This is a genomic window from Wolbachia endosymbiont of Ctenocephalides felis wCfeT, from assembly GCF_012277295.1.
Lineage (GTDB): Bacteria > Pseudomonadota > Alphaproteobacteria > Rickettsiales > Anaplasmataceae > Wolbachia.
Genome location: NZ_CP051156.1, coordinates 963,305 through 982,690 on the forward strand (window position 1 = coordinate 963,305; position 19,386 = coordinate 982,690).

Consider the following 19,386-nt stretch of genomic DNA (forward strand, 5'->3'; position numbering starts at 1 on the left):
GATTTAGGAGAAAGAAGAAAGCTATAGCTAACCAAGATTCATCAAAAAAAGCCTAAATCAGCAATTTATTGTTGCTCAGAAAGGCGTTATTTAAACCCCTTTTTCAGCTGATTAATTTCATCAGCAAATTGTGTATCATTTTTAATGAAGTTTTCTATTTGCTTTACTGCGTGTATCACAGTTGCATGATCTCTTCCACCGAAACTTCTTCCAATATCAGGTAAACTTTTTTGTGTGAACTTCTTAGCGAAATACATAGCTATTTGCCTTGGTCTTGCAAGGCTACGGAGCCTTCTATTGGACTGCATATCTGCAGTTTTTATATTGTAAAACTCTGCTACTTTCTTTTGTATTTCTTCTATTGTAATTGATTTATGATTAGATCTTAAAAGGTCTATCAGAGTTTCACTTGCTGATTCTACTGTCATACTCCTTCCAATTAACGAAGTATGGGCAACTTTATTTAGCGCTCCTTCCAATTCTCTTATATTAGATTTTATGTTCCTTGCTAAAAATTCAAGTACATCTTTAGGGACATACATATTCATTTGCTCTATTTTAGCTTGCAGTATACCTAGCCTCAATTCAAAGGTTGTCTCATTGATATCTGCAACTAGTCCCCAGCCAAGTCGAGATTTTATTCTTTCTTCCACTCCGTCAAGGTCGCTAGGAGATCTATCAGCTGATATTACTAGTTGTTTATTTTGGTCTATCAATGCGTTGAAAGTGTGAAAGAATTCTTCTTGGGTACTATCTTTACCACTAATAAATTGCACATCATCCACCATTAATACATCTACCGACCTAAATTGCTCTTTAAATAGCATAATATCCTTGCTTCGCAGTGCTGTGATATATTGGTACATAAATTTTTCTGCTGATAAATATACTACCTTTCTTTTTACAGATGGAGAGTTAACTATGTACCAAGCTATGGCATGCATTAGATGTGTTTTACCAAGCCCAACTCCTCCATATAAAAATAGAGGATTGCTGCCTGGTATTGGATCCACAGACTCTGCTACGCGTTTTGCTGCTGTAAATGCCAATTCATTTGGTTTTCCTACTACAAAATTATCAAAGGTAAATCTTGGGTCTAGCGGTGAACCAAGATTGCGATTAATTTCTTCTGTATTTTTCAATATGGTGTTACAATTTGAGCTCTTTTCTTCAACCACCTGAATATCAATTGAATGTATATTTCCGTCTTCATTTTGCCATAATGATAATATTTTTTCCATATAATGAATTGCTATCCATTCTTTTATGAATCTTGTTGATACTGATAATAAAACTTCACCATTTCTGCTGCTAATAAACTTGAGTGAGCTGAGCCAACTATTATAAGTGGCTTCTCCATAGAGATTGTAGAGATAATTCTGTATTTTCTCCCAAATAATATTGTGATTTGTAACTGTAACAATTTGGTCAAAAAACATAGTAGAAACCTTAGGGTTAATTAAGTTCATATACCACACCAAAGAAAAAGCAATAATTAGAAAATATAAGATAATCAAAAGCTTATGACAAACTCAAAGCTTTAAATATACATCGGAGATTATGGTGGCTTTTTGATACGTTGTAAAGGGTGTAAAAGCACTATTTTTACTTTCGAAAAGTAAAAAAAACGTAAATCTAGCTTGTATCGAGGATTAGTGACAGATGACTAAAAATTATGATATCTTACACCTAAATAATATGTTAAATTTATTGGAAAATAAGTGAAGCTTTCATGTCAATATAGCTATAGATTTATTAAAACAAGTTTATGATTATATTAAAAGATTATGAAATACGTGCAGTATGCGGTATTGAACTAGAGTTTTATGTTGAGGGAGTAGAAGAAAATCTTTTTCTAAAAAACGCTAGAGATAAAATATCGCCTCTGGGATTTTTGTGTGAGAGAGAAAACTCTGTAGATCAATATGAAGTAAAAAGTGATTGTTATAGGAATTTCAATGATCTTATAAAACATTTTACATTAGTAAAGGAATTACTTTCTGAGGCAGCAGGTGGAAACATTTCCTTCAAAGCAAAACCATATTTAGATAGGGCGGGTAGTGCACTGAATGTGCATATTAACTTAATAGATTCAAATAATAACAATCTATTTTATTGTAGTGAACAAAACTATAGTGACTACCTGCTGCATAGTATTGGTGGATTATGCGCAATGATGAACAAACACATGTTATTTTTTGCTCCAAATGATGACTCGTATTTAAGGTTTCAATACCCAGATATTCACACTCCTACCACTGTTAGCTGGGGAGTAAATAACAGGACTGCTGCGATAAGGATTCCCAATTTTGGTAATGACTTTAAAAAATGTCGCTTAGAACATCGTGTTCCCGGAGCTGATTGTGATCTTGAAAAAGTGCTTGAAGTTATAATTGAAGGCATGGTTTTTGGTATAATGAATAAGGTTACTCCACCAAATCGAGTGTATGGTGTTGCATCTGATTCTCAATATAAAATGGAAGTTCTACGCATAAATTCAAAAAATTAAACCTATCTCAGAATATATAACAAGGTAATTTAAGTGTATCCATTCAGGTGTATGGCTTAAGAAGCAATAGCCAGTAGGTTTTGAAAAGGATTTAACTTCTTTTGCCTCCAAGTCAAGTACAATGAAATTATCCTCTCAAGAAACATATTTCCCCGTTTCGATTGTATAAAATATGAAACTTTTCGGTAAACAACGTAATGCCGAATCTGTCGCTCAGCATAGTTGTTTGTCAGTGGAATATTTTCTGGATCGTCCAAAAATTTCCACATCATCAGATCCGATTTCATGATATTTTTTGCTACTCGAGACGCTCCAATTGCCTCGGGTAAATTTGATATATTCTTTAAGTAATATCTCGTTCGCTTGCGTAATTTTCTTGCTCTTCTTATGAACCTTAATGTGTCTATTTCATCCTTTAACAGAGCTTTTTTCAATGCAAATAATTCAGTAGCAACATTCCTTAAATAATACCCCAAAACTTTCACTTCGCTATTCCAACTATGAGACAACCTTTCAAAATCTCTTGCTAAATGTGCCCAACAGACCTGCCTTTTCTTGCTGGAAAAGTAGTTGTAAGCTGCATATCTGTCGGTCACTACTAGGTTGTTATTCTTTCCAAATTTACTATTTTCCAGGACTTTCATCCCTCTTGACTCTGTCAATTTGATCACACTTCCTATTTTGCTCGCAAACATCCAGCACCAGCCCTGTTTACCTTTGTTGTAATGGCTAGTTTCATCGATATGTAAAATTTTGCTCTTGCTTACCTCTTCCTCAATTTGCTCATATGCTTCTTGGCATTTTTCTGCCACTCTAGCCTCGCTATTTGATACACTACCGACGCTGATATCCAGGTTGAAAATGTCCTTTATAATATTTGCCACTTCTTTTTTCGAATTCTTGTAAAATCCACTTAATGCTGTAATTACTGACTTAACTCTTGGACCAAATGTGTCCGCAGTTACTCCTTCTTGTAGCTTGCTACTTTTTCTTTTTCCACATCTTTTGCAACGTCCATGCTCTAGTTGATATTCAACTACATACGGCTTGATTTCCGGCAAATCGACCTTTTGATGAGTATACGGATCTTTTGATACCGCAATTTCTCCTCCGCACTCACACGTATTGGGCAGTTCTATTTTTACCATCTCATCTGCCTCCATTTTAGGGCGGTAACTGCCTTTATGTCCAACCTGTGCTCCTACTTTCCTGTCACTTTTTGGCTTATTTTCCCTCATCTTATATAATTCTTTGGAGCTTGGTATAGATGAATTTTTTGAACTTAAGCCAAGCCTTTCTTTTAACTCAGCGTTTTCGATCCTTAGCGCTTTATTTTCTGCTTTAAGCTCTTCTATTTTTGTTTCTAACTTTTCTATAGTCTGCTTAAACTTTCGCAAAATTCTAAAAGATCAACCATATTACCTCACAGCCACTCTAGTTTACCTTTTTAGCATTCCTTGTCTACTCTTTATTTTACCGCCCGGCTGAATGGATACAACAAAAGGATGTCATCCCAGTGCCCAGACACCGGGATCCAGTTCTTTCCATAAGCAAAATCTACTGTATGATTTTATCATACAGATCCTCCCAATTCGGATTTTCTTTTTCAATCAAATCAATTTTCCACTTTCTCTGCCAACTTTTCAAAAGCTTTTCCCTACTAATAGCTAAGCTTATATCTTGGAACTCTTCAAGGTACACTAATTCACAAACATTATACCTTGACGTAAAACCAGAAATGACTTTATTTCTATGTTCCCACACTCTTTTAGCTAAATTTGATGTCATACCTATGTATAAGGTTCCATTACGCTCACTTGCCAGTATATAGACATAATAACTCTTCATATATAGTAAATAAATTTACTGGATCCCAGTGGGCTTTGTTGCATAGCTAAAGTAAAAAGAACTGGGAGTTACTGATGAAATTCATTATAAACAGGCATTTAACCGACAAAGGAAAAATATGCCAGTCAAAATGAAAGTCAGTAACTGCTACGAATATAACAAATTTCTCCAAGAAAGAGGAAATATTTTTTATTACGTCAACGATGCCATAGAAAATTGGTACGAAAAAAGTCCCAAAATGGCCGGTGGCAACAATATTTATAGTGATAAAGTCGTAATTCTAATTCACATAATAACTTATTTGTTTAGAATAGGCCTAAGACAAACGGTGGGGTTTATAGCGGGATACCTTGAGCAAATAGGAAAAAATTTGCAAGTTATCAGCTATTCCCAGGCTTCCAGAAGATTCAAAAAGCTTAACTTAAAAATTAATGATCGAAGACATGATAAAAACAGTATGGAAAATATTGAGATCGCCATAGATAGCACTGGAATAAGCATCTACAATAATATTCCAGGCCATAGTAAGGCAAACGGTACAGATAGAAAGTACCGTGGCTATAAGCAAACAAGAAAATTGCATGTAATGCTGGAGATAGGTAGCAAAAAAGTCATAGCTGCAAAATACAGTAGTGGAGTTTATTCTGACCACTATGGAGCCTGTGATCTTATTGCAAGGGCTAATGCTAAATACAATATAAGCACACTATATGCAGACAGAGCATATAATCGAAAGAAGTTATACAAATTGTGCAATGAGCTTGGCATAAAGACAAAAATTCCTCTGCAAAACAATGCAGTGGAGCATCCAAAGCTGGATTATATGGCTGAGAGAAATTCTACAATCAAGTTCATAAAGTCATATGGTGAAGATGGTATGAAGAAGTGGAAAAAAGAGATAAATTATGGGAAGAGATCTTATATAGAAAGTTTTTTCTCGCGACTGAAGCAAACATTTGGGTTTAGTTTTAGGAACAAATCTGAGATTAACCGTGAGAAAGAAATGCTACTCAAGTGTTATTTGCTGAACAAATTTACTGAAATAGGCATGGCTAAATTTGAGATAGCTTTATGAATTTATTATGCATTGCCTCCTATCCAAAGAGCGATGCAACAAAGCCATTCTATCTCCATAATATTACCTTAATTAAAATTGTAATTATAATATTAATTCATTAATAAAGTATGCATGTTATAATATAATCAATACGAGTAGTGCTATAAATCATACAAAGGGTTTCTCTATTTGCTTGCTATACAACCAAAAGGTCTTGCAGTTTTTAAAAACTCATCTTTGTCGTTTACATCTTTGAATTTGAATTCTACGGTAGTGAACTTGTTCACTTTTCCAATTGATACATCTTCATATACTATAAAATTATTAGGGCCACATCCCACTCCTAAGAGACCATCTTCATATGCAAGCATGCAACCGTTAGTGGATTTGCCGGCAGTAAAAGAATTTGATACAGGATCATGTATAGTGTTGTATCCATCTTCTGGAAAAGAAAATTTTATAAGATAGTCATCCATAATATTACCTTTATTAAAATAGTTATTATAACATTAAATTATTAATAAAATATGTTTGTTATAGTATAGTCAATCTGAATAGTGCTATCTGATCGATAACTTTAACACAGCATAGTGAATTCATAATACTTATACTCGTGCACAATTTGTTTTCAATTTGTGCACAAGTATTTAGTAGGCTACTTATTTTTAGAATGAAATTGAGTGGCAATGTGTAAGTAGGCTTTAAATCTTAATATTTTCGCCTAATTAAAACCAATAATTACAATCAAAACCGCATGTATTTGCTTCATCGACTATATTCCTAGCGACCTCATCAGGCACTCTGAGATCATAGATATAGCGTTTCACATATTGTTGCGTGACATGATCATAAGTGTGGTCAGAAAACTCCTCTACTAATTCTGCTTCGTCTGTATGTGCACCATTACTATAATTGTTACAATTAAATCCCAAACGTACCCCTTGTGTATATGAGCCTTCTTTTTTTTCGATATAAATGCCTTTACCATAATCACTACCGTTGAATAGTGTAGGGTAATCATCGTGCGTAACTTGCTTAAAATTTGGTCTCGGAAGATACACTCTTATTCTTGCCATAATATTACCTTCATTAAAATAGTTATTATAACATTTACTTATTAATAAAATATGTTTATTATAGCATAATTAGCCCGAAGTAATTATATCTACGTAGGGCCTTGATTTCAGCCTGAGATCAAGATATTCTTGTAAGTGAAATGCCAGATAAAATAAGAACTATATTAGTAGAAGACAACGACGTTAGGTTGGATAGGTACATAAGGAGAGTTTTTCCTAATCTAAAACAATCTGTAATTGAAAAATCTTTAAGAAAAGGATTAATCAAAGTTGATGACTGCAAAGCAAAATCTAGCGATAGGGTGAATCCTGGGCAAACCATAACGCTGAAGTATTTGGATTATATTGAAGATATTAATTCTGAGCGTAAATATAATGAAAAACTAATAACATTATTAAGAAGTAACATATTATATGAAGATGAATACATATTAGCGATCAACAAACACTCGGGAGTAATCGTTCAAGGTGGAGTGAAGGTGAAGATTAGCATTAGTGATTTACTCGACCAAATAAGAGAAGGAGAAACATTTAAAATTGTCCATAGATTAGATCGTGATACTAGTGGAGTGATAATATTTGCGCGTAATGCAAGCATTGCAAGATATCTTATGGAGGAATTTAAAGAACGAAGAATAAAAAAAATTTACCTAGCACTAACATCTGGTGTACCAAGTAAAGACAGAGGTGTGATAAATTATCCATTAATAAAAAAATATATTTCCGGTCAAGAGAAAGTTATCGTTGATGAGAATTCCCCCAATAAAGCTACTACACATTTCTCAATTATATCGAAATTAGAACATAATGTTACTTATCTAAAATTACAACCAATTACTGGCAGAACCCATCAGTTACGTGCACATTTGGCTCACATAAATTGTCCAATTCTTGGTGACGGGAAATATGGTGGTAAAAAAGCTTTTGTGGATGGGGTGGTAAATCAAATTCACTTGCATTCTTATTCTTTATCTTTAAGGTTACCAAATGGCAAAGAGGTTACCATTACCGCTCCTCTTTCTGAGCATATCAAGCAGTCTATTGATACATTAGGCAAGCCTATAGTATCCATTCAGCCGGGCGGTAAAATAAAGAGTAGACAAGGAATGCTAAAAAGGTAAACTAGAGTGGCTGTGAGGTAATATGGTTGATCTTTTAGAATTTTGCGAAAGTTTAAGCAGACTATAGAAAAGTTAGAAACAAAAATAGAAGAGCTTAAAGCAGAAAATAAAGCGCTAAGGATCGAAAACGCTGAGTTAAAAGAAAGGCTTGGCTTAAATTCAAAAAATTCATCTATACCAAGCTCCAAAGAATTATATAAGATGAGGGAAAATAAGCCAAAAAGTGACAGGAAAGTAGGAGCACAGGTTGGACATAAAGGCAGTTACCGCCCTAAAATGGAGGCAGATGAGATGGTAAAAATAGAACTGCCCAATACGTGTGAGTGCGGAGGAGAAATTGCGGTATCAAAAGATCCGTATACTCATCAAAAGGTCGATTTGCCGGAAATCAAGCCGTATGTAGTTGAATATCAACTAGAGCATGGACGTTGCAAAAGATGTGGAAAAAGAAAAAGTAGCAAGCTACAAGAAGGAGTAACTGCGGACACATTTGGTCCAAGAGTTAAGTCAGTAATTACAGCATTAAGTGGATTTTACAAGAATTCGAAAAAAGAAGTGGCAAATATTATAAAGGACATTTTCAACCTGGATATCAGCGTCGGTAGTGTATCAAATAGCGAGGCTAGAGTGGCAGAAAAATGCCAAGAAGCATATGAGCAAATTGAGGAAGAGGTAAGCAAGAGCAAAATTTTACATATCGATGAAACTAGCCATTACAACAAAGGTAAACAGGGCTGGTGCTGGATGTTTGCGAGCAAAATAGGAAGTGTGATCAAATTGACAGAGTCAAGAGGGATGAAAGTCCTGGAAAATAGTAAATTTGGAAAGAATAACAACCTAGTAGTGACCGACAGATATGCAGCTTACAACTACTTTTCCAGCAAGAAAAGGCAGGTCTGTTGGGCACATTTAGCAAGAGATTTTGAAAGGTTGTCTCATAGTTGGAATAGCGAAGTGAAAGTTTTGGGGTATTATTTAAGGAATGTTGCTACTGAATTATTTGCATTGAAAAAAGCTCTGTTAAAGGATGAAATAGACACATTAAGGTTCATAAGAAGAGCAAGAAAATTACGCAAGCGAACGAGATATTACTTAAAGAATATATCAAATTTACCCGAGGCAATTGGAGCGTCTCGAGTAGCAAAAAATATCATGAAATCGGATCTGATGATGTGGAAATTTTTGGACGATCCAGAAAATATTCCACTGACAAACAACTATGCTGAGCGACAGATTCGGCATTACGTTGTTTACCGAAAAGTTTCATATTTTACACAATCGAAACGGGGAAATATGTTTCTTGAGAGGATAATTTCATTGTACTTGACTTGGAGGCAAAAGAAGTTAAATCCTTTTCAAAACCTACTGGCTATTGCTTCTTAAGCCATACACCTGAATGGATACGAACTGGGGTTTCTAAGTTTATGCGTTATTGACAGATCTCAAAGTTCCTTCAGTGTTTTTACATACTAGATCAACTATAATGCTTGACTCTTTCTGAATTTCTTCTTCAGTCAAAGTGTGGGTAGGAGAGCAGAAAGTAACCGAAAGAGCTATGGACATTTGGTGAGGTTCTATGTTACTCCCTTGATAAATATCGAATACTAACACTTCTGTGATAAGTTCTGAGCTCATTTTTATATCATTAATTACACTTCCTACTTTTACATCTTTACTTACAATAAATGCAAAATCACGCTTCACACTTTGATATCTGTAGTCAGTAAATTTCTTTTTATTAATAGGTAAGTTTTCAATATTTTCTAATATTATCTCAAAACCTATAGTTTTTTGTTTGATATCAAAAGAGTCTAGTATGTTTGGATGTAATTCTCCGAAACAACCTATTGTTTTATCTTTAAAAGAAAAAATTCCCGATTTTCCTGGATGATAATATTCTTTTTCTGCTCTTCCTAGGACTAAGCTATCGTATTTAATATTAAAATATTCTAAGGCTGCTATAAAATCAGCTTTTGCGTCAAAAATATCTGCTTCTCTATCCGTATTGTAATGATTTCGTGGCAGATTATTTCCTGTTCTAACCCCGCTTAAAACGTATTTAGATTGATTAGAACAACTATCATAAATTGGTCCAATCTCGAAAATTGCAAGATCAGACGCTCCATGAGAGATGTTATCGGCAGCAACTTGCAGCAAGTTTGGTATAATGCTTGGTCTCATTATGTTAAAATTATTATTAAATGGATTATCAATAATAAATAGTTTACCTGAGTAACCAAATTTTTCGGCTACGGACTCGCTCATAAATGACCAAGTTATCACCTCATGAAAACCTCTGCTTATCATTAAAGCACGCAAGTCGTCGTACGCATTGGTTTCTGCTTTAAAACTGCCTATTAGTGGCTCTTCTTTTATTTTATCATATCCATGTATTCTTGTTATTTCTTCAACCAAATCAATTGGTGTAGTAACATCTGGCCTCCAGCTAGGAACTTGAACGTTCCAATTATTTTCAGCCCTTTTATCAATTTTAAATCCTAATTTATCTAAGATATTAAATATCTCATCGGGTGATATAGATACGCTTCCAAATTTGCTTACATCTTGATAATCGAAGTCTATTTTAATGTCATTCCAGTGCTTAACGCTGGAATCCGTATCTTTTGGGATGACAAACACAGGCTTGCTGACATTACCAGCAGAAACCACACTTGAAGCTTCTCCACCACATAAATCTAAAATCATTTGAGTGGCAATAGCGAGCCCATTCAGAGTAAATTCATGATCAACTGAACGTGTAAATCTATAACTAGATTCCGTAGAAATATTTAGTTGCCTTGAAGATTTTGCAATAGATATAGGATCAAACCATGCAGATTCCAAAAAGACATTAGTAGTATCAATAGTACATTCACTGAATTGCCCACCTATAATTCCAGCAATTCCATGAGTATTTTTGTTGTCGGAAATAACGCTTATACTTTCATTTAATAGATATTCCTTACTACTCAAGGCAGTAAACTTTTCCCCGTCATTTGCTTTTCTTACTACAAGTTCTCCTTCTATTTTATCTGCATCATATGCATGCAATGGGCGGCCAAAAGATATCATAATATAATTAGTAATATCTACTATTGTAGAAATAGAACGCATCCCTATCGACTCCAATTTATCTTTTAGCCATTTTAGGCTTTCTTTATTTTTTACATTGGCGATATATGTGCCACTAATAAAGCTTTCTCCATCGGTTATTTTTACATTAATCGGTGAAGTTATAGAGCTGGTAAGCTGCGGAATGTATAAAGTATTCAGTGTTCCAATTCCAGTTGCAGCTAAATCACGAGCGATACCATACACACCCAAACAATCTCCACGATTTGGAGTAACATTTATATCAATCACAGGATCACAGTTAAAAAACCTATCTCCTATTTCATAATCGTCTGAAAGTTCCATTATTCCTTCACTTTCCTCTTTGGTTAGCGAAAGTTCAGATGCAGAGCAGAGCATTCCTTCACTTAATATTCCACGAATCTTTGTAGATTTGATTGTGAAGTCGCTATTTGGTAAAGTGCTGCCAAGAGAAGCAAGTATTGTTTTCATGCCTTCTCTAACATTATTTGCTCCACAAACTATCTGTAGAATTTTATTTCCATCATTTACTTTGCATAACTGTAACTTATCAGCATTGGGATGCGGTGCTACCTCTAACACCTCTGCAACAACAAATCCAGTTAAACTAGAATTATCAGTGACACTTTCTACTTCTAACCCTATGTGAGTTAGCTTATCAGTAATTTCTTCTAAACTTGCATTGGTATCTAAATGCTCCAATAACCAGGATAATGTAAATTTCATGAACTTTTAGAGTGCTAAAGGAATTATTTTAATGTAAAAGCTGGTGATTTTAAAGTTTTTTATATCTTCATCAAGCTCTACATTAAGCTATTACATAAACAATCCACCATTGATATTTAGTACATGCCCTGTTATATACTTTGCTTCATCGCTTGCCAGAAATAATACTCCTGCAGCTATTTCTTCTCCCGTACCCATTCTTTTCATTGGAATGTTGATTAATATTTTTTCCTTTTGTTCATCACCTAATACTTCGGTCATTTTAGTGTCAATAAACCCAGGAGCAATACAATTTACAGTGACACCACGATTTGCGACTTCTTTTGCCACAGACTTACTCATAGCCATCATTCCAGCCTTAGAAGCTGCATAATTTGCTTGCCCCGCATTTCCTGTTAACCCTATTATAGAAGAAATATTGATAATCCTTCCCCAATTATTCTTAATTAATTTTTTACATGCCTCTCTATTGAGCTTAAATGTAGAAGTTAAATTAATATCAATCACTTTTTGCCATGCTTCATCTGTCATCCTTAAAAATAAACCATCCTGTGTAATACCAGCATTGCATATTAACCCATCAAACCCTTCCATGATTTCACATGCATTGCTGACTAGTTGATTTACCTCATCGGTATTTGATAAATCACAAGGTAACACATGTATATTTTTTTCATATTGCTCAGCAACTTTCTCAAGCACATCCCTTCTTGTGCCGGAAATACATAAAATCGCTCCAGCATCGTGCATAATCTTGACAATTGCCTGCCCTATTCCACCTGATGCACCGGTAATTAAAAACTTTCTATTATCCAACCTGAACATAATTGTTCTATTTTATTTAATTATTAACAAAATGTTGATCAATTGGCAACAAGTATACTATGTAAATTTTAAGCTATTTTCTTTACTTCCTGTAACACACTTTGAACCTTGTTTCCTAACTCATTTAAAGTAAATGGTTTAGGTAAAAAGTGAAAGTCAGCTATGTTTATGTCATCGTTCTTTAAAAAAGCGTCTTCTGTATATCCGGAAATAAAAATAACATTTACATTTGGCCTAAGAACTAGAGCTTTTTTAACTATTTCTGGACCGCTAAATTCCGGCATGATCACATCAGTAATTATTATATCTATGTGCTGGCTCTTTTTACTAATTATCTCTAATGCCCGACTTCCTACGCTCGCCTCTATCACATTAAACCCTTTTCTTTTTAGTGCCTTGGTGGTGAATTCCCTTACTGAATCCTCATCTTCGATCAACAAGATTGTACCAGTGCTTCTTACTTTACTTATTGTTGGCTTTTCTATTGCTTCACTACTTTCTTCTATATCACTTTCTTCTAATGTGTAGACCATAGGTAAAAATATGCTGAATTTAGTTCCGTAATTTACTTTACTAGAAACGTAAATATATCCTTCAGTTTGTTTAATAATTCCATATACAGTAGAAAGGCCAAGACCTGTACCAGAGCTAATATCTCTGGTAGAAAAAAATGGATCGAAGATTTTGTTAATTACATCCTTTTCCATACCGCACCCAGTATCTATCACTTCAATCACTACATAATTTCCATGCTCAATTGATTCTTTGTCAGGAGAAAGCATGTCCTTAGGCGTAGAATTTAGCGAATCAATCTTTTGATTAAAGGTTCGTATAGTTAGCTCTCCACCTTTTTCCATAGCAGAGCTAGCATTAACTGCTAAGTTAATTATAACCTGCTCCAACTGTCCTTGATCAGCCCTTACAGCACCTAAGTCTCGATCATAATAAGTAGTAAATTTTATATTTTCACCTATTAATCTTTTTATCATTTCGCAAAGACTAGCTATCGTACCATTTATATCAATAATCTTTGGCTGCATGGTTTGTCTTCTTGAAAAGGCAAGTAGTTGCTTCACTAAATTTGATCCACGTTTTGCGTTCTGTTGTATTTGTATTATATCCCCAAAAGATGGATCGCCGGCTGAGTGTTGAAGCAAAAGTAAATCGCAAAAGCCTATTATTCCAGTTAATATATTATTAAAATCGTGTGCAATACCACCTGCCAATTGGCCGATGGCTTGCATTTTTTGGTAATGCTCAAGCTTAATCTCTAAATTTTTATGTTCGGTGTTATCAAGAAAATAACAAAGTATGAATATTATTTTATTGTGAAGAAATTTATTGAAATATATTTTTACATCGTTGTTGTCACTAAGTTGTACATCAAAAGATGCATTATTTATCCGATTACTCAAGAAATATTCACGAATTTTGGCATGGTAGCTTTCTGACACTAATGTGAAGATTGAATTCTTGTTCAATCCCGCAAATTTTATTAATGCTGTGTTTTTCTTTACGAAGTTACCATTTCTATCACACTGTGCAATTGCAATTGATGCATTTGCAAAGCAGGGGTGCAATTGATAATCAACTATGTTTGATTCAACAGGTGTTACAAAGCCATGTATATAGTTGTGATTATATTTATCACGGAACATAGCGGTACTCATGTACGCTTTAAAGGGAATACCACTTGCAGTAACAAATAGAGTTTCACTGCCAGCTTCTGTGTCATTGTATTTAGATTGAGATATAAAATCATTGATTGAGCTGCTTTTTTCAATTCTTTTTAGCTCGAATATATCCAAAAAGCTTTTATTTGCAGAGATAATCCCTCCTTTAGTGTTTGCAATGTAGGTTCCTATATTATGCTTTTCTACCAATTCTTCATAAACTTGCTCCTTGTTTATCTGCGTTGCTTTTAATACAAAGTATCCATGTGGTCGCGCTATTGGTGCTAATGACAGATTAAAATTACTTGTGGTAATTTGTGGATTGTCTGGTACCGGCTCACAAAGTAAAAGGAAGTCAGATGTCATATTTTTTTTGTTTAGTGAAATACGCATCTGTACAGAGGAGTTATTTTTTAGAGCAACATAAAGTGCTTTTTTGTCTTTTTCAGAAACCTCTCCAGCTGCAAGAATCTTACTTAGTGTAACTTCATCATCTATATGATCTTTGAATCTTTCATAAAATCTTGCATCAGCATATATAATACCTTCATCTTTATGTAAAATAAGACAAAACTCCGTATTGTGGTTTAGTGCATTTGCAAATATTGCATTTTGAAATTCTATAGTGTTGAGTAGGTACCTATAGCGTTTTATGTTGTATATTATGAAAAGAGTCATTAGAGTGGTTACCAGTAGGTTAATCTCTATATTGGTATGTGGATCATGTATATCAAAAGAGTAGAGAATTGATATTATTACTGGTGGCAATAGCATTATAGCTACCATCATGATGATTGACATTCCATAATTTCTCAAGATGAAATCAATCCTATTTTCTTTCTTGCTATCTACGTATCTTTTGCTCATTGCATATATAAAAATGTTTCATTATATTTATTTAATTATTATATATTTATTAACACCTTTGATAGGTAATTACTATTTAAATCTCATTACGCTTCTTGGTCATTAGTAAGTAAAATATTATGGAAAGGCAAAAAATACAAACTTTTGAGTGGTTTTGTTCGTTAAGAGACAAGATAGTAGAATCTTTCTTATCGATCGAAAGGCAGTCGCTTAAAGAGCCAAAAATTGAAAGAAGAAAGTGGGATCGTCCAGGTGGTGGTGGAGGTGAATCTACAGTTATTTATGGCAATATCTTTGAAAAAGTAGGAGTAAACATTTCAAAAGTATATGGAAAATTCGCAGGTTCAGTAATAGATGAAGTTCCTGGTGCAAGTGAAAGCGGTGGAGAATTTTGGGCTAGCGGTATATCTTTAGTGTCCCATATGCAATCACCTCTTATTCCTGCAGCTCACATGAATACGAGGCTGATATACACCTCAAAACAGTGGTTTGGTGGAGGAATGGATTTTACACCAATATATAACAATGAAAAGGATTGTCAATACATTCATCAATCAATTAAAAGAGCATGTGACAAGTTTGATACTGAATATTATCCAAGATTTAAAGAGCAATGCGATAACTACTTTTTTTTGCAGCACAGAAAAGAACCTCGAGGAATAGGTGGAATTTTTTATGACAACCTAAATTCTGGTAACTGGAAAAGTGATTTTGAGTTTACAAAAGCAGTAGGCAAGGCGTTCTTAGAGATTTACTTGCATGTTATACACGAACATATGAGCAAACCATGGACAAAGGAACAACGAGAAGCCCAACTAATAAAGCGTGGTAGATATGTGGAGTTTAACCTGCTTTACGATCGCGGTACGAGATTTGGCTTAATGACTGATGGCAATCCTGATGCAATTATGATGTCCATGCCGCCACTTGTGAAGTGGTTATAAAAGTTATATAGAAAATAGATTGACGCAATTTAAGCAATAATTTATGAGTAGGAAAAAAAGTTTATTGAGTATTTCAGATCTTACAATCAGCGATATAGAAAGTATAATAAAATTAGCTAATCAGTACTTAAATAAAGAAGTTACGGATAATAATATCTTAGAAAATAAGACAGTAATAAACCTATTCTTTGAAGATTCAACGCGCACTCTTGCCTCTTTTGAAATAGCGGCAAAAAGCCTTGGAGCAAATGTTTTAACTATACCAATCAAATCTTCTTCGATTAATAAAGGAGAGGACTTAAAGGATATGATCAAAACATTAAATGCGATGAATCCTGATTATATAATAGTCAGACATAAAAATAGCGGGATTTTCAACGTTTTGGCTCAGTATATTGACTGTGTATTAATCAATGCAGGTGATGGAAGTCGCGAACATCCAACGCAGGCACTTGCAGATTATTTTGTAATCAGTAATCATAAAAAGCAAATAGAAGGCCTTAAAGTTGTTATATGTGGCGATATTTTGCACAGTAGAGTTGCAAAATCAAATATTAGATTGCTAGAGATGTTCGGAGCAGAAATACGTTTAGTTGCGCCTCCAACTTTAACTTGTAAGTATTTTCCTGAAGTGCATTATTCGTTAATTGTAGGCATAAAAGATGCTGATGTGATCATGCTTCTCAGGCTGCAGAAAGAGCGCATGAATAATAGTTATTTTATCCCATCAGAAAAAGAGTATTTTTACCTATATGGGCTTGATTCACATAAGCTCTCGTATGCGAAGCCAGATGCGATTGTTATGCACCCTGGGCCAGTAAATAGAGGAGTAGAAATTAGCGATGAAATAGCAGATAGCATAATTTTACAGCAAGTGGAATGCGGGCTTGCAGTACGTAAGGCAATTTTGCGTTATTATCTTGGATAAGGGAATTTTATGTACTTCAAGCCCATTTTCGGTTACTATCAGTTTTTATATTGACTCTATGAGTATATTTTTACACAAAAATGACTTGCCAATTGATGTGGTGCCAGATAGCGTAAGTTCCGTAGCTGTTGACACTGAAGCAATGGGTCTGCTTCATGCAAGAGATAGATTGTGCCTTGTTCAGCTTGCCTTTAATGACGGTAATGCTCACTTAATCCAGTTTAAAGACGATTACACAGCCACGAATTTAAAAAAGATATTGGCAGATAAAAATATAACCAAGATATTTCATTTTGCACGATTTGATATTAGCATAATACGCTATTACTTAGAAACTTGGGCACTGCCATGCTATTGTACAAAAATAGCTTCACGTTTAGCGCGTACTTACACAGATAGTCATAGTTTAAAAGAATTGTGCCAGGAGTTGCTTGGCACGAAGCTAAACAAGCAACATCAGTCTTCTGATTGGGGAAGTGAAAATTTAACAGATAAACAGAAGAGTTATGCTGCATCTGATGTTTTGTACCTTCACAAGATAAAGGAAAAGCTGGATCTAATGTTAGAACGTGAAAACAGAAAGGAATTGGCGCAAAAATGTTTTGAATTCCTTCCAGTGCGTATCGAATTAGATTTAATGGGGTGGAATAATATGGATATTTTTAACTACCATATGTAATTCACAAAAGAGAAGTTAAGAATTTAGTTGATTAATTAGCAGTTAATGCGCTATATTACAGATGACAATTTTAAATTTAGGTATTCTATGAGTGATGATATTACAAAGGTAAATGATAAAAACTTTAAATCAGAGGTTGCTGATCATAAAGGATTCATACTTATAGATTTTTGGGCAGAATGGTGTGGACCTTGCAGAGCTATAATGCCGCACATTGAGCGGCTAGCAAAGGATAAAAAAGGTAAGATAAAGGTTTGCAAATTTAATATAGATGAAGGAACCGAAATGCCAAGCAAATATGTGGTTCAATCTATACCTACCCTAATAATATTGAAAGATGGCAAGGAAATTGCACGCAAAATTGGTGCAATAAGTGATTTATCAAGTTGGGTTGATGGCGAAATAAGCAAGTAGACAAACTCACTTTTTTCTGTATCATAAGTACTTATATAGGGGATTGTAGCTCAGTCGGTTAGAGCAGTTCGCTCATAACGAATTGGTCGTAGGTTCGAGTCCTACCAGTCCCACCATGTTGTTCTGTATCCATTCAGCCGGGCGGTAAAATAAAGAGTAGACAAGGAATGCTAAAAAGGTAAACTAGAGTGGCTATGAGGTAATATGGTTGATCTTTTAGAATTTTGCGAAAGTTTAAGCAGACTATAGAAAAGTTAGAAACAAAAATAGAAGAGCTTAAAGCAGAAAATAAAGCGCTAAGGATCGAAAACGCTGAGTTAAAAGAAAGGCTTGGCTTAAGTTCAAAAAATTCATCTATACCAAGCTCCAAAGAATTATATAAGATGAGGGAAAATAAGCCAAAAAGTGACAGGAAAGTAGGAGCACAGGTTGGACATAAAGGCAGTTACCGCCCTAAAATGGAGGCAGATGAGATGGTAAAAATAGAACTGCCCAATACGTGTGAGTGCGGAGGAGAAATTGCGGTATCAAAAGATCCGTATACTCATCAAAAGGTCGATTTGCCGGAAATCAAGCCGTATGTAGTTGAATATCAACTAGAGCATGGACGTTGCAAAAGATGTGGAAAAAGAAAAAGTAGCAAGCTACAAGAAGGAGTAACTGCGGACACATTTGGTCCAAGAGTTAAGTCAGTAATTGCAGCATTAAGTGGATTTTACAAGAATTCGAAAAAAGAAGTGGCAAATATTATAAAGGACATTTTCAACCTGGATATCAGCGTCGGTAGTGTATCAAATAGCGAGGCTAGAGTGGCAGAAAAATGCCAAGAAGCATATGAGCAAATTGAGGAAGAGGTAAGCAAGAGCAAAATTTTACATATCGATGAAACTAGCCATTACAACAAAGGTAAACAGGGCTGGTGCTGGATGTTTGCGAGCAAAATAGGAAGTGTGATCAAATTGACAGAGTCAAGAGGGATGAAAGTCCTGGAAAATAGTAAATTTGGAAAGAATAACAACCTAGTAGTGACCGACAGATATGCAGCTTACAACTACTTTTCCAGCAAGAAAAGGCAGGTCTGTTGGGCACATTTAGCAAGAGATTTTGAAAGGTTGTCTCATAGTTGGAATAGCGAAGTGAAAGTTTTGGGGTATTATTTAAGGAATGTTGCTACTGAATTATTTGCATTGAAAAAAGCTCTGTTAAAGGATGAAATAGACACATTAAGGTTCATAAGAAGAGCAAGAAAATTACGCAAGCGAACGAGATATTACTTAAAGAATATATCAAATTTACCCGAGGCAATTGGAGCGTCTCGAGTAGCAAAAAATATCATGAAATCGGATCTGATGATGTGGAAATTTTTGGACGATCCAGAAAATATTCCACTGACAAACAACTATGCTGAGCGACAGATTCGGCATTACGTTGTTTACCGAAAAGTTTCATATTTTACACAATCGAAACGGGGAAATATGTTTCTTGAGAGGATAATTTCATTGTACTTGACTTGGAGGCAAAAGAAGTTAAATCCTTTTCAAAACCTACTGGCTATTGCTTCTTAAGCCATACACCTGAATGGATACCTTCGCTGAGATCCCAGCGCTTCAAGCGCCAAGATCTAGG

The 19,386-nt window shown here is 34.7% G+C and carries 14 protein-coding genes, 1 tRNA gene and 3 pseudogenes; 10 read left to right on the forward strand and 8 right to left on the reverse strand.

Features of this window, described 5'->3' with window-relative positions:
* Positions 1–86: 86 nt before the first annotated feature.
* Positions 87–1,469, reverse strand: coding sequence for a chromosomal replication initiator protein DnaA (gene dnaA / locus HF197_RS04695; protein WP_168464450.1), 1,383 nt, complete (start codon positions 1,467–1,469; stop codon positions 87–89).
* 299 nt (positions 1,470–1,768) lie between these two features.
* Here dnaA and HF197_RS04700 point away from each other — a divergent pair, with 299 nt between their 5' ends.
* Positions 1,769–2,509, forward strand: coding sequence for a type I glutamate--ammonia ligase (locus HF197_RS04700; RefSeq protein WP_168464451.1), 741 nt, complete (start codon positions 1,769–1,771; stop codon positions 2,507–2,509).
* Positions 2,510–2,565: 56 nt separating this feature from the next.
* Here the strand turns inward: HF197_RS04700 and tnpC (HF197_RS04705) are convergent.
* Together tnpC (HF197_RS04705) and HF197_RS04710 are read right to left on the reverse strand one after the other, a co-directional pair.
* A pseudogene (gene tnpC, locus HF197_RS04705) lies at positions 2,566–3,926 on the reverse strand (IS66 family transposase).
* A 140-nt stretch (positions 3,927–4,066) separates the two neighbouring features.
* The gene (locus HF197_RS04710; RefSeq protein WP_168464452.1) at positions 4,067–4,357 is read right to left on the reverse strand and encodes a GIY-YIG nuclease family protein; all 291 of its coding nucleotides are present in this window, start codon (positions 4,355–4,357) and stop codon (positions 4,067–4,069) included.
* 118 nt (positions 4,358–4,475) lie between these two features.
* Between HF197_RS04710 and HF197_RS04715 the strand changes: the two genes are divergently transcribed.
* The gene (locus HF197_RS04715; protein WP_168464453.1) at positions 4,476–5,432 is read left to right on the forward strand and encodes an IS5 family transposase; all 957 of its coding nucleotides are present in this window, start codon (positions 4,476–4,478) and stop codon (positions 5,430–5,432) included.
* A gap of 167 nt (positions 5,433–5,599) precedes the next feature.
* Here the strand turns inward: HF197_RS04715 and HF197_RS04720 are convergent, their stop codons facing one another.
* Together HF197_RS04720 and HF197_RS04725 are read right to left on the reverse strand one after the other, a co-directional pair.
* Positions 5,600–5,890, reverse strand: coding sequence for a hypothetical protein (locus HF197_RS04720; RefSeq protein WP_168464454.1), 291 nt, complete (start codon positions 5,888–5,890; stop codon positions 5,600–5,602).
* Positions 5,891–6,139: 249 nt separating this feature from the next.
* Entirely contained in the window at positions 6,140–6,490 is a 351-nt protein-coding gene (locus tag HF197_RS04725) for a hypothetical protein (RefSeq protein ID WP_168464455.1), read from the reverse strand.
* A gap of 140 nt (positions 6,491–6,630) precedes the next feature.
* Here HF197_RS04725 and HF197_RS04730 point away from each other — a divergent pair, with 140 nt between their 5' ends.
* Positions 6,631–7,611 carry an RluA family pseudouridine synthase gene (locus HF197_RS04730; protein WP_168464456.1) on the forward strand — a complete coding sequence of 327 codons (981 nt, stop codon included), beginning with the start codon at positions 6,631–6,633 and terminating at the stop codon, positions 7,609–7,611.
* Between the two features lie 22 nt (positions 7,612–7,633).
* Positions 7,634–8,994 (forward strand): annotated as a pseudogene (tnpC, locus tag HF197_RS04735) (IS66 family transposase).
* Between the two features lie 39 nt (positions 8,995–9,033).
* On the opposite strand, the gene pheT reads toward tnpC (HF197_RS04735), so the two are convergent.
* From pheT to HF197_RS04750, 3 genes are all read right to left on the reverse strand, one after another.
* Entirely contained in the window at positions 9,034–11,430 is a 2,397-nt protein-coding gene (gene pheT / locus HF197_RS04740; RefSeq protein ID WP_168464457.1) for a phenylalanine--tRNA ligase subunit beta, read from the reverse strand.
* 90 nt (positions 11,431–11,520) lie between these two features.
* A complete protein-coding gene (gene fabG / locus HF197_RS04745; protein WP_168464458.1) occupies positions 11,521–12,255 on the reverse strand; it encodes a 3-oxoacyl-[acyl-carrier-protein] reductase in 735 nt (244 codons plus the stop codon).
* A gap of 68 nt (positions 12,256–12,323) precedes the next feature.
* Positions 12,324–14,795: an ATP-binding protein gene (locus tag HF197_RS04750; protein WP_168464459.1), complete on the reverse strand. Its 2,472-nt coding sequence runs from the start codon at positions 14,793–14,795 to the stop codon at positions 12,324–12,326.
* 119 nt (positions 14,796–14,914) lie between these two features.
* Here HF197_RS04750 and hemF point away from each other — a divergent pair, with 119 nt between their 5' ends.
* The 6 genes and pseudogenes from hemF (at position 14,915) to tnpC (HF197_RS04780) (ending at position 19,325) form a co-directional block, all read left to right on the forward strand.
* Positions 14,915–15,739, forward strand: coding sequence for an oxygen-dependent coproporphyrinogen oxidase (gene hemF, locus HF197_RS04755; protein WP_168464460.1), 825 nt, complete (start codon positions 14,915–14,917; stop codon positions 15,737–15,739).
* A gap of 43 nt (positions 15,740–15,782) precedes the next feature.
* Positions 15,783–16,667 (forward strand): aspartate carbamoyltransferase catalytic subunit, encoded by an 885-nt coding sequence (locus tag HF197_RS04760; protein ID WP_168464461.1) that lies wholly within the window; start codon positions 15,783–15,785, stop codon positions 16,665–16,667.
* 58 nt (positions 16,668–16,725) lie between these two features.
* A complete protein-coding gene (locus HF197_RS04765; RefSeq protein ID WP_168464902.1) occupies positions 16,726–17,346 on the forward strand; it encodes a ribonuclease D in 621 nt (206 codons plus the stop codon).
* An 87-nt stretch (positions 17,347–17,433) separates the two neighbouring features.
* Positions 17,434–17,760, forward strand: coding sequence for a thioredoxin (gene trxA, locus HF197_RS04770; RefSeq protein WP_168464462.1), 327 nt, complete (start codon positions 17,434–17,436; stop codon positions 17,758–17,760).
* Between the two features lie 39 nt (positions 17,761–17,799).
* Positions 17,800–17,876 (forward strand) — tRNA-Ile (locus HF197_RS04775).
* An 88-nt stretch (positions 17,877–17,964) separates the two neighbouring features.
* A pseudogene (gene tnpC, locus HF197_RS04780) lies at positions 17,965–19,325 on the forward strand (IS66 family transposase).
* Positions 19,326–19,386 lie beyond the last annotated feature (61 nt).

Bases quoted from the DNA above. Each gene is read 5' to 3' on its own strand.
- dnaA (WP_168464450.1), bottom strand. From the start codon at position 1,469: ATGAACTTAATTAACCCTAAGGTTTCTACTATGTTTTTTGACCAAATT.
- HF197_RS04700 (WP_168464451.1), top strand. From the start codon at position 1,769: ATGATTATATTAAAAGATTATGAAATACGTGCAGTATGCGGTATTGAA.
- HF197_RS04710 (WP_168464452.1), bottom strand. From the start codon at position 4,357: ATGAAGAGTTATTATGTCTATATACTGGCAAGTGAGCGTAATGGAACC.
- HF197_RS04715 (WP_168464453.1), top strand. From the start codon at position 4,476: ATGCCAGTCAAAATGAAAGTCAGTAACTGCTACGAATATAACAAATTT.
- HF197_RS04720 (WP_168464454.1), bottom strand. From the start codon at position 5,890: ATGGATGACTATCTTATAAAATTTTCTTTTCCAGAAGATGGATACAAC.
- HF197_RS04725 (WP_168464455.1), bottom strand. From the start codon at position 6,490: ATGGCAAGAATAAGAGTGTATCTTCCGAGACCAAATTTTAAGCAAGTT.
- HF197_RS04730 (WP_168464456.1), top strand. From the start codon at position 6,631: ATGCCAGATAAAATAAGAACTATATTAGTAGAAGACAACGACGTTAGG.
- pheT (WP_168464457.1), bottom strand. From the start codon at position 11,430: ATGAAATTTACATTATCCTGGTTATTGGAGCATTTAGATACCAATGCA.
- fabG (WP_168464458.1), bottom strand. From the start codon at position 12,255: ATGTTCAGGTTGGATAATAGAAAGTTTTTAATTACCGGTGCATCAGGT.
- HF197_RS04750 (WP_168464459.1), bottom strand. From the start codon at position 14,795: ATGAGCAAAAGATACGTAGATAGCAAGAAAGAAAATAGGATTGATTTC.
- hemF (WP_168464460.1), top strand. From the start codon at position 14,915: ATGGAAAGGCAAAAAATACAAACTTTTGAGTGGTTTTGTTCGTTAAGA.
- HF197_RS04760 (WP_168464461.1), top strand. From the start codon at position 15,783: ATGAGTAGGAAAAAAAGTTTATTGAGTATTTCAGATCTTACAATCAGC.
- HF197_RS04765 (WP_168464902.1), top strand. From the start codon at position 16,726: ATGAGTATATTTTTACACAAAAATGACTTGCCAATTGATGTGGTGCCA.
- trxA (WP_168464462.1), top strand. From the start codon at position 17,434: ATGAGTGATGATATTACAAAGGTAAATGATAAAAACTTTAAATCAGAG.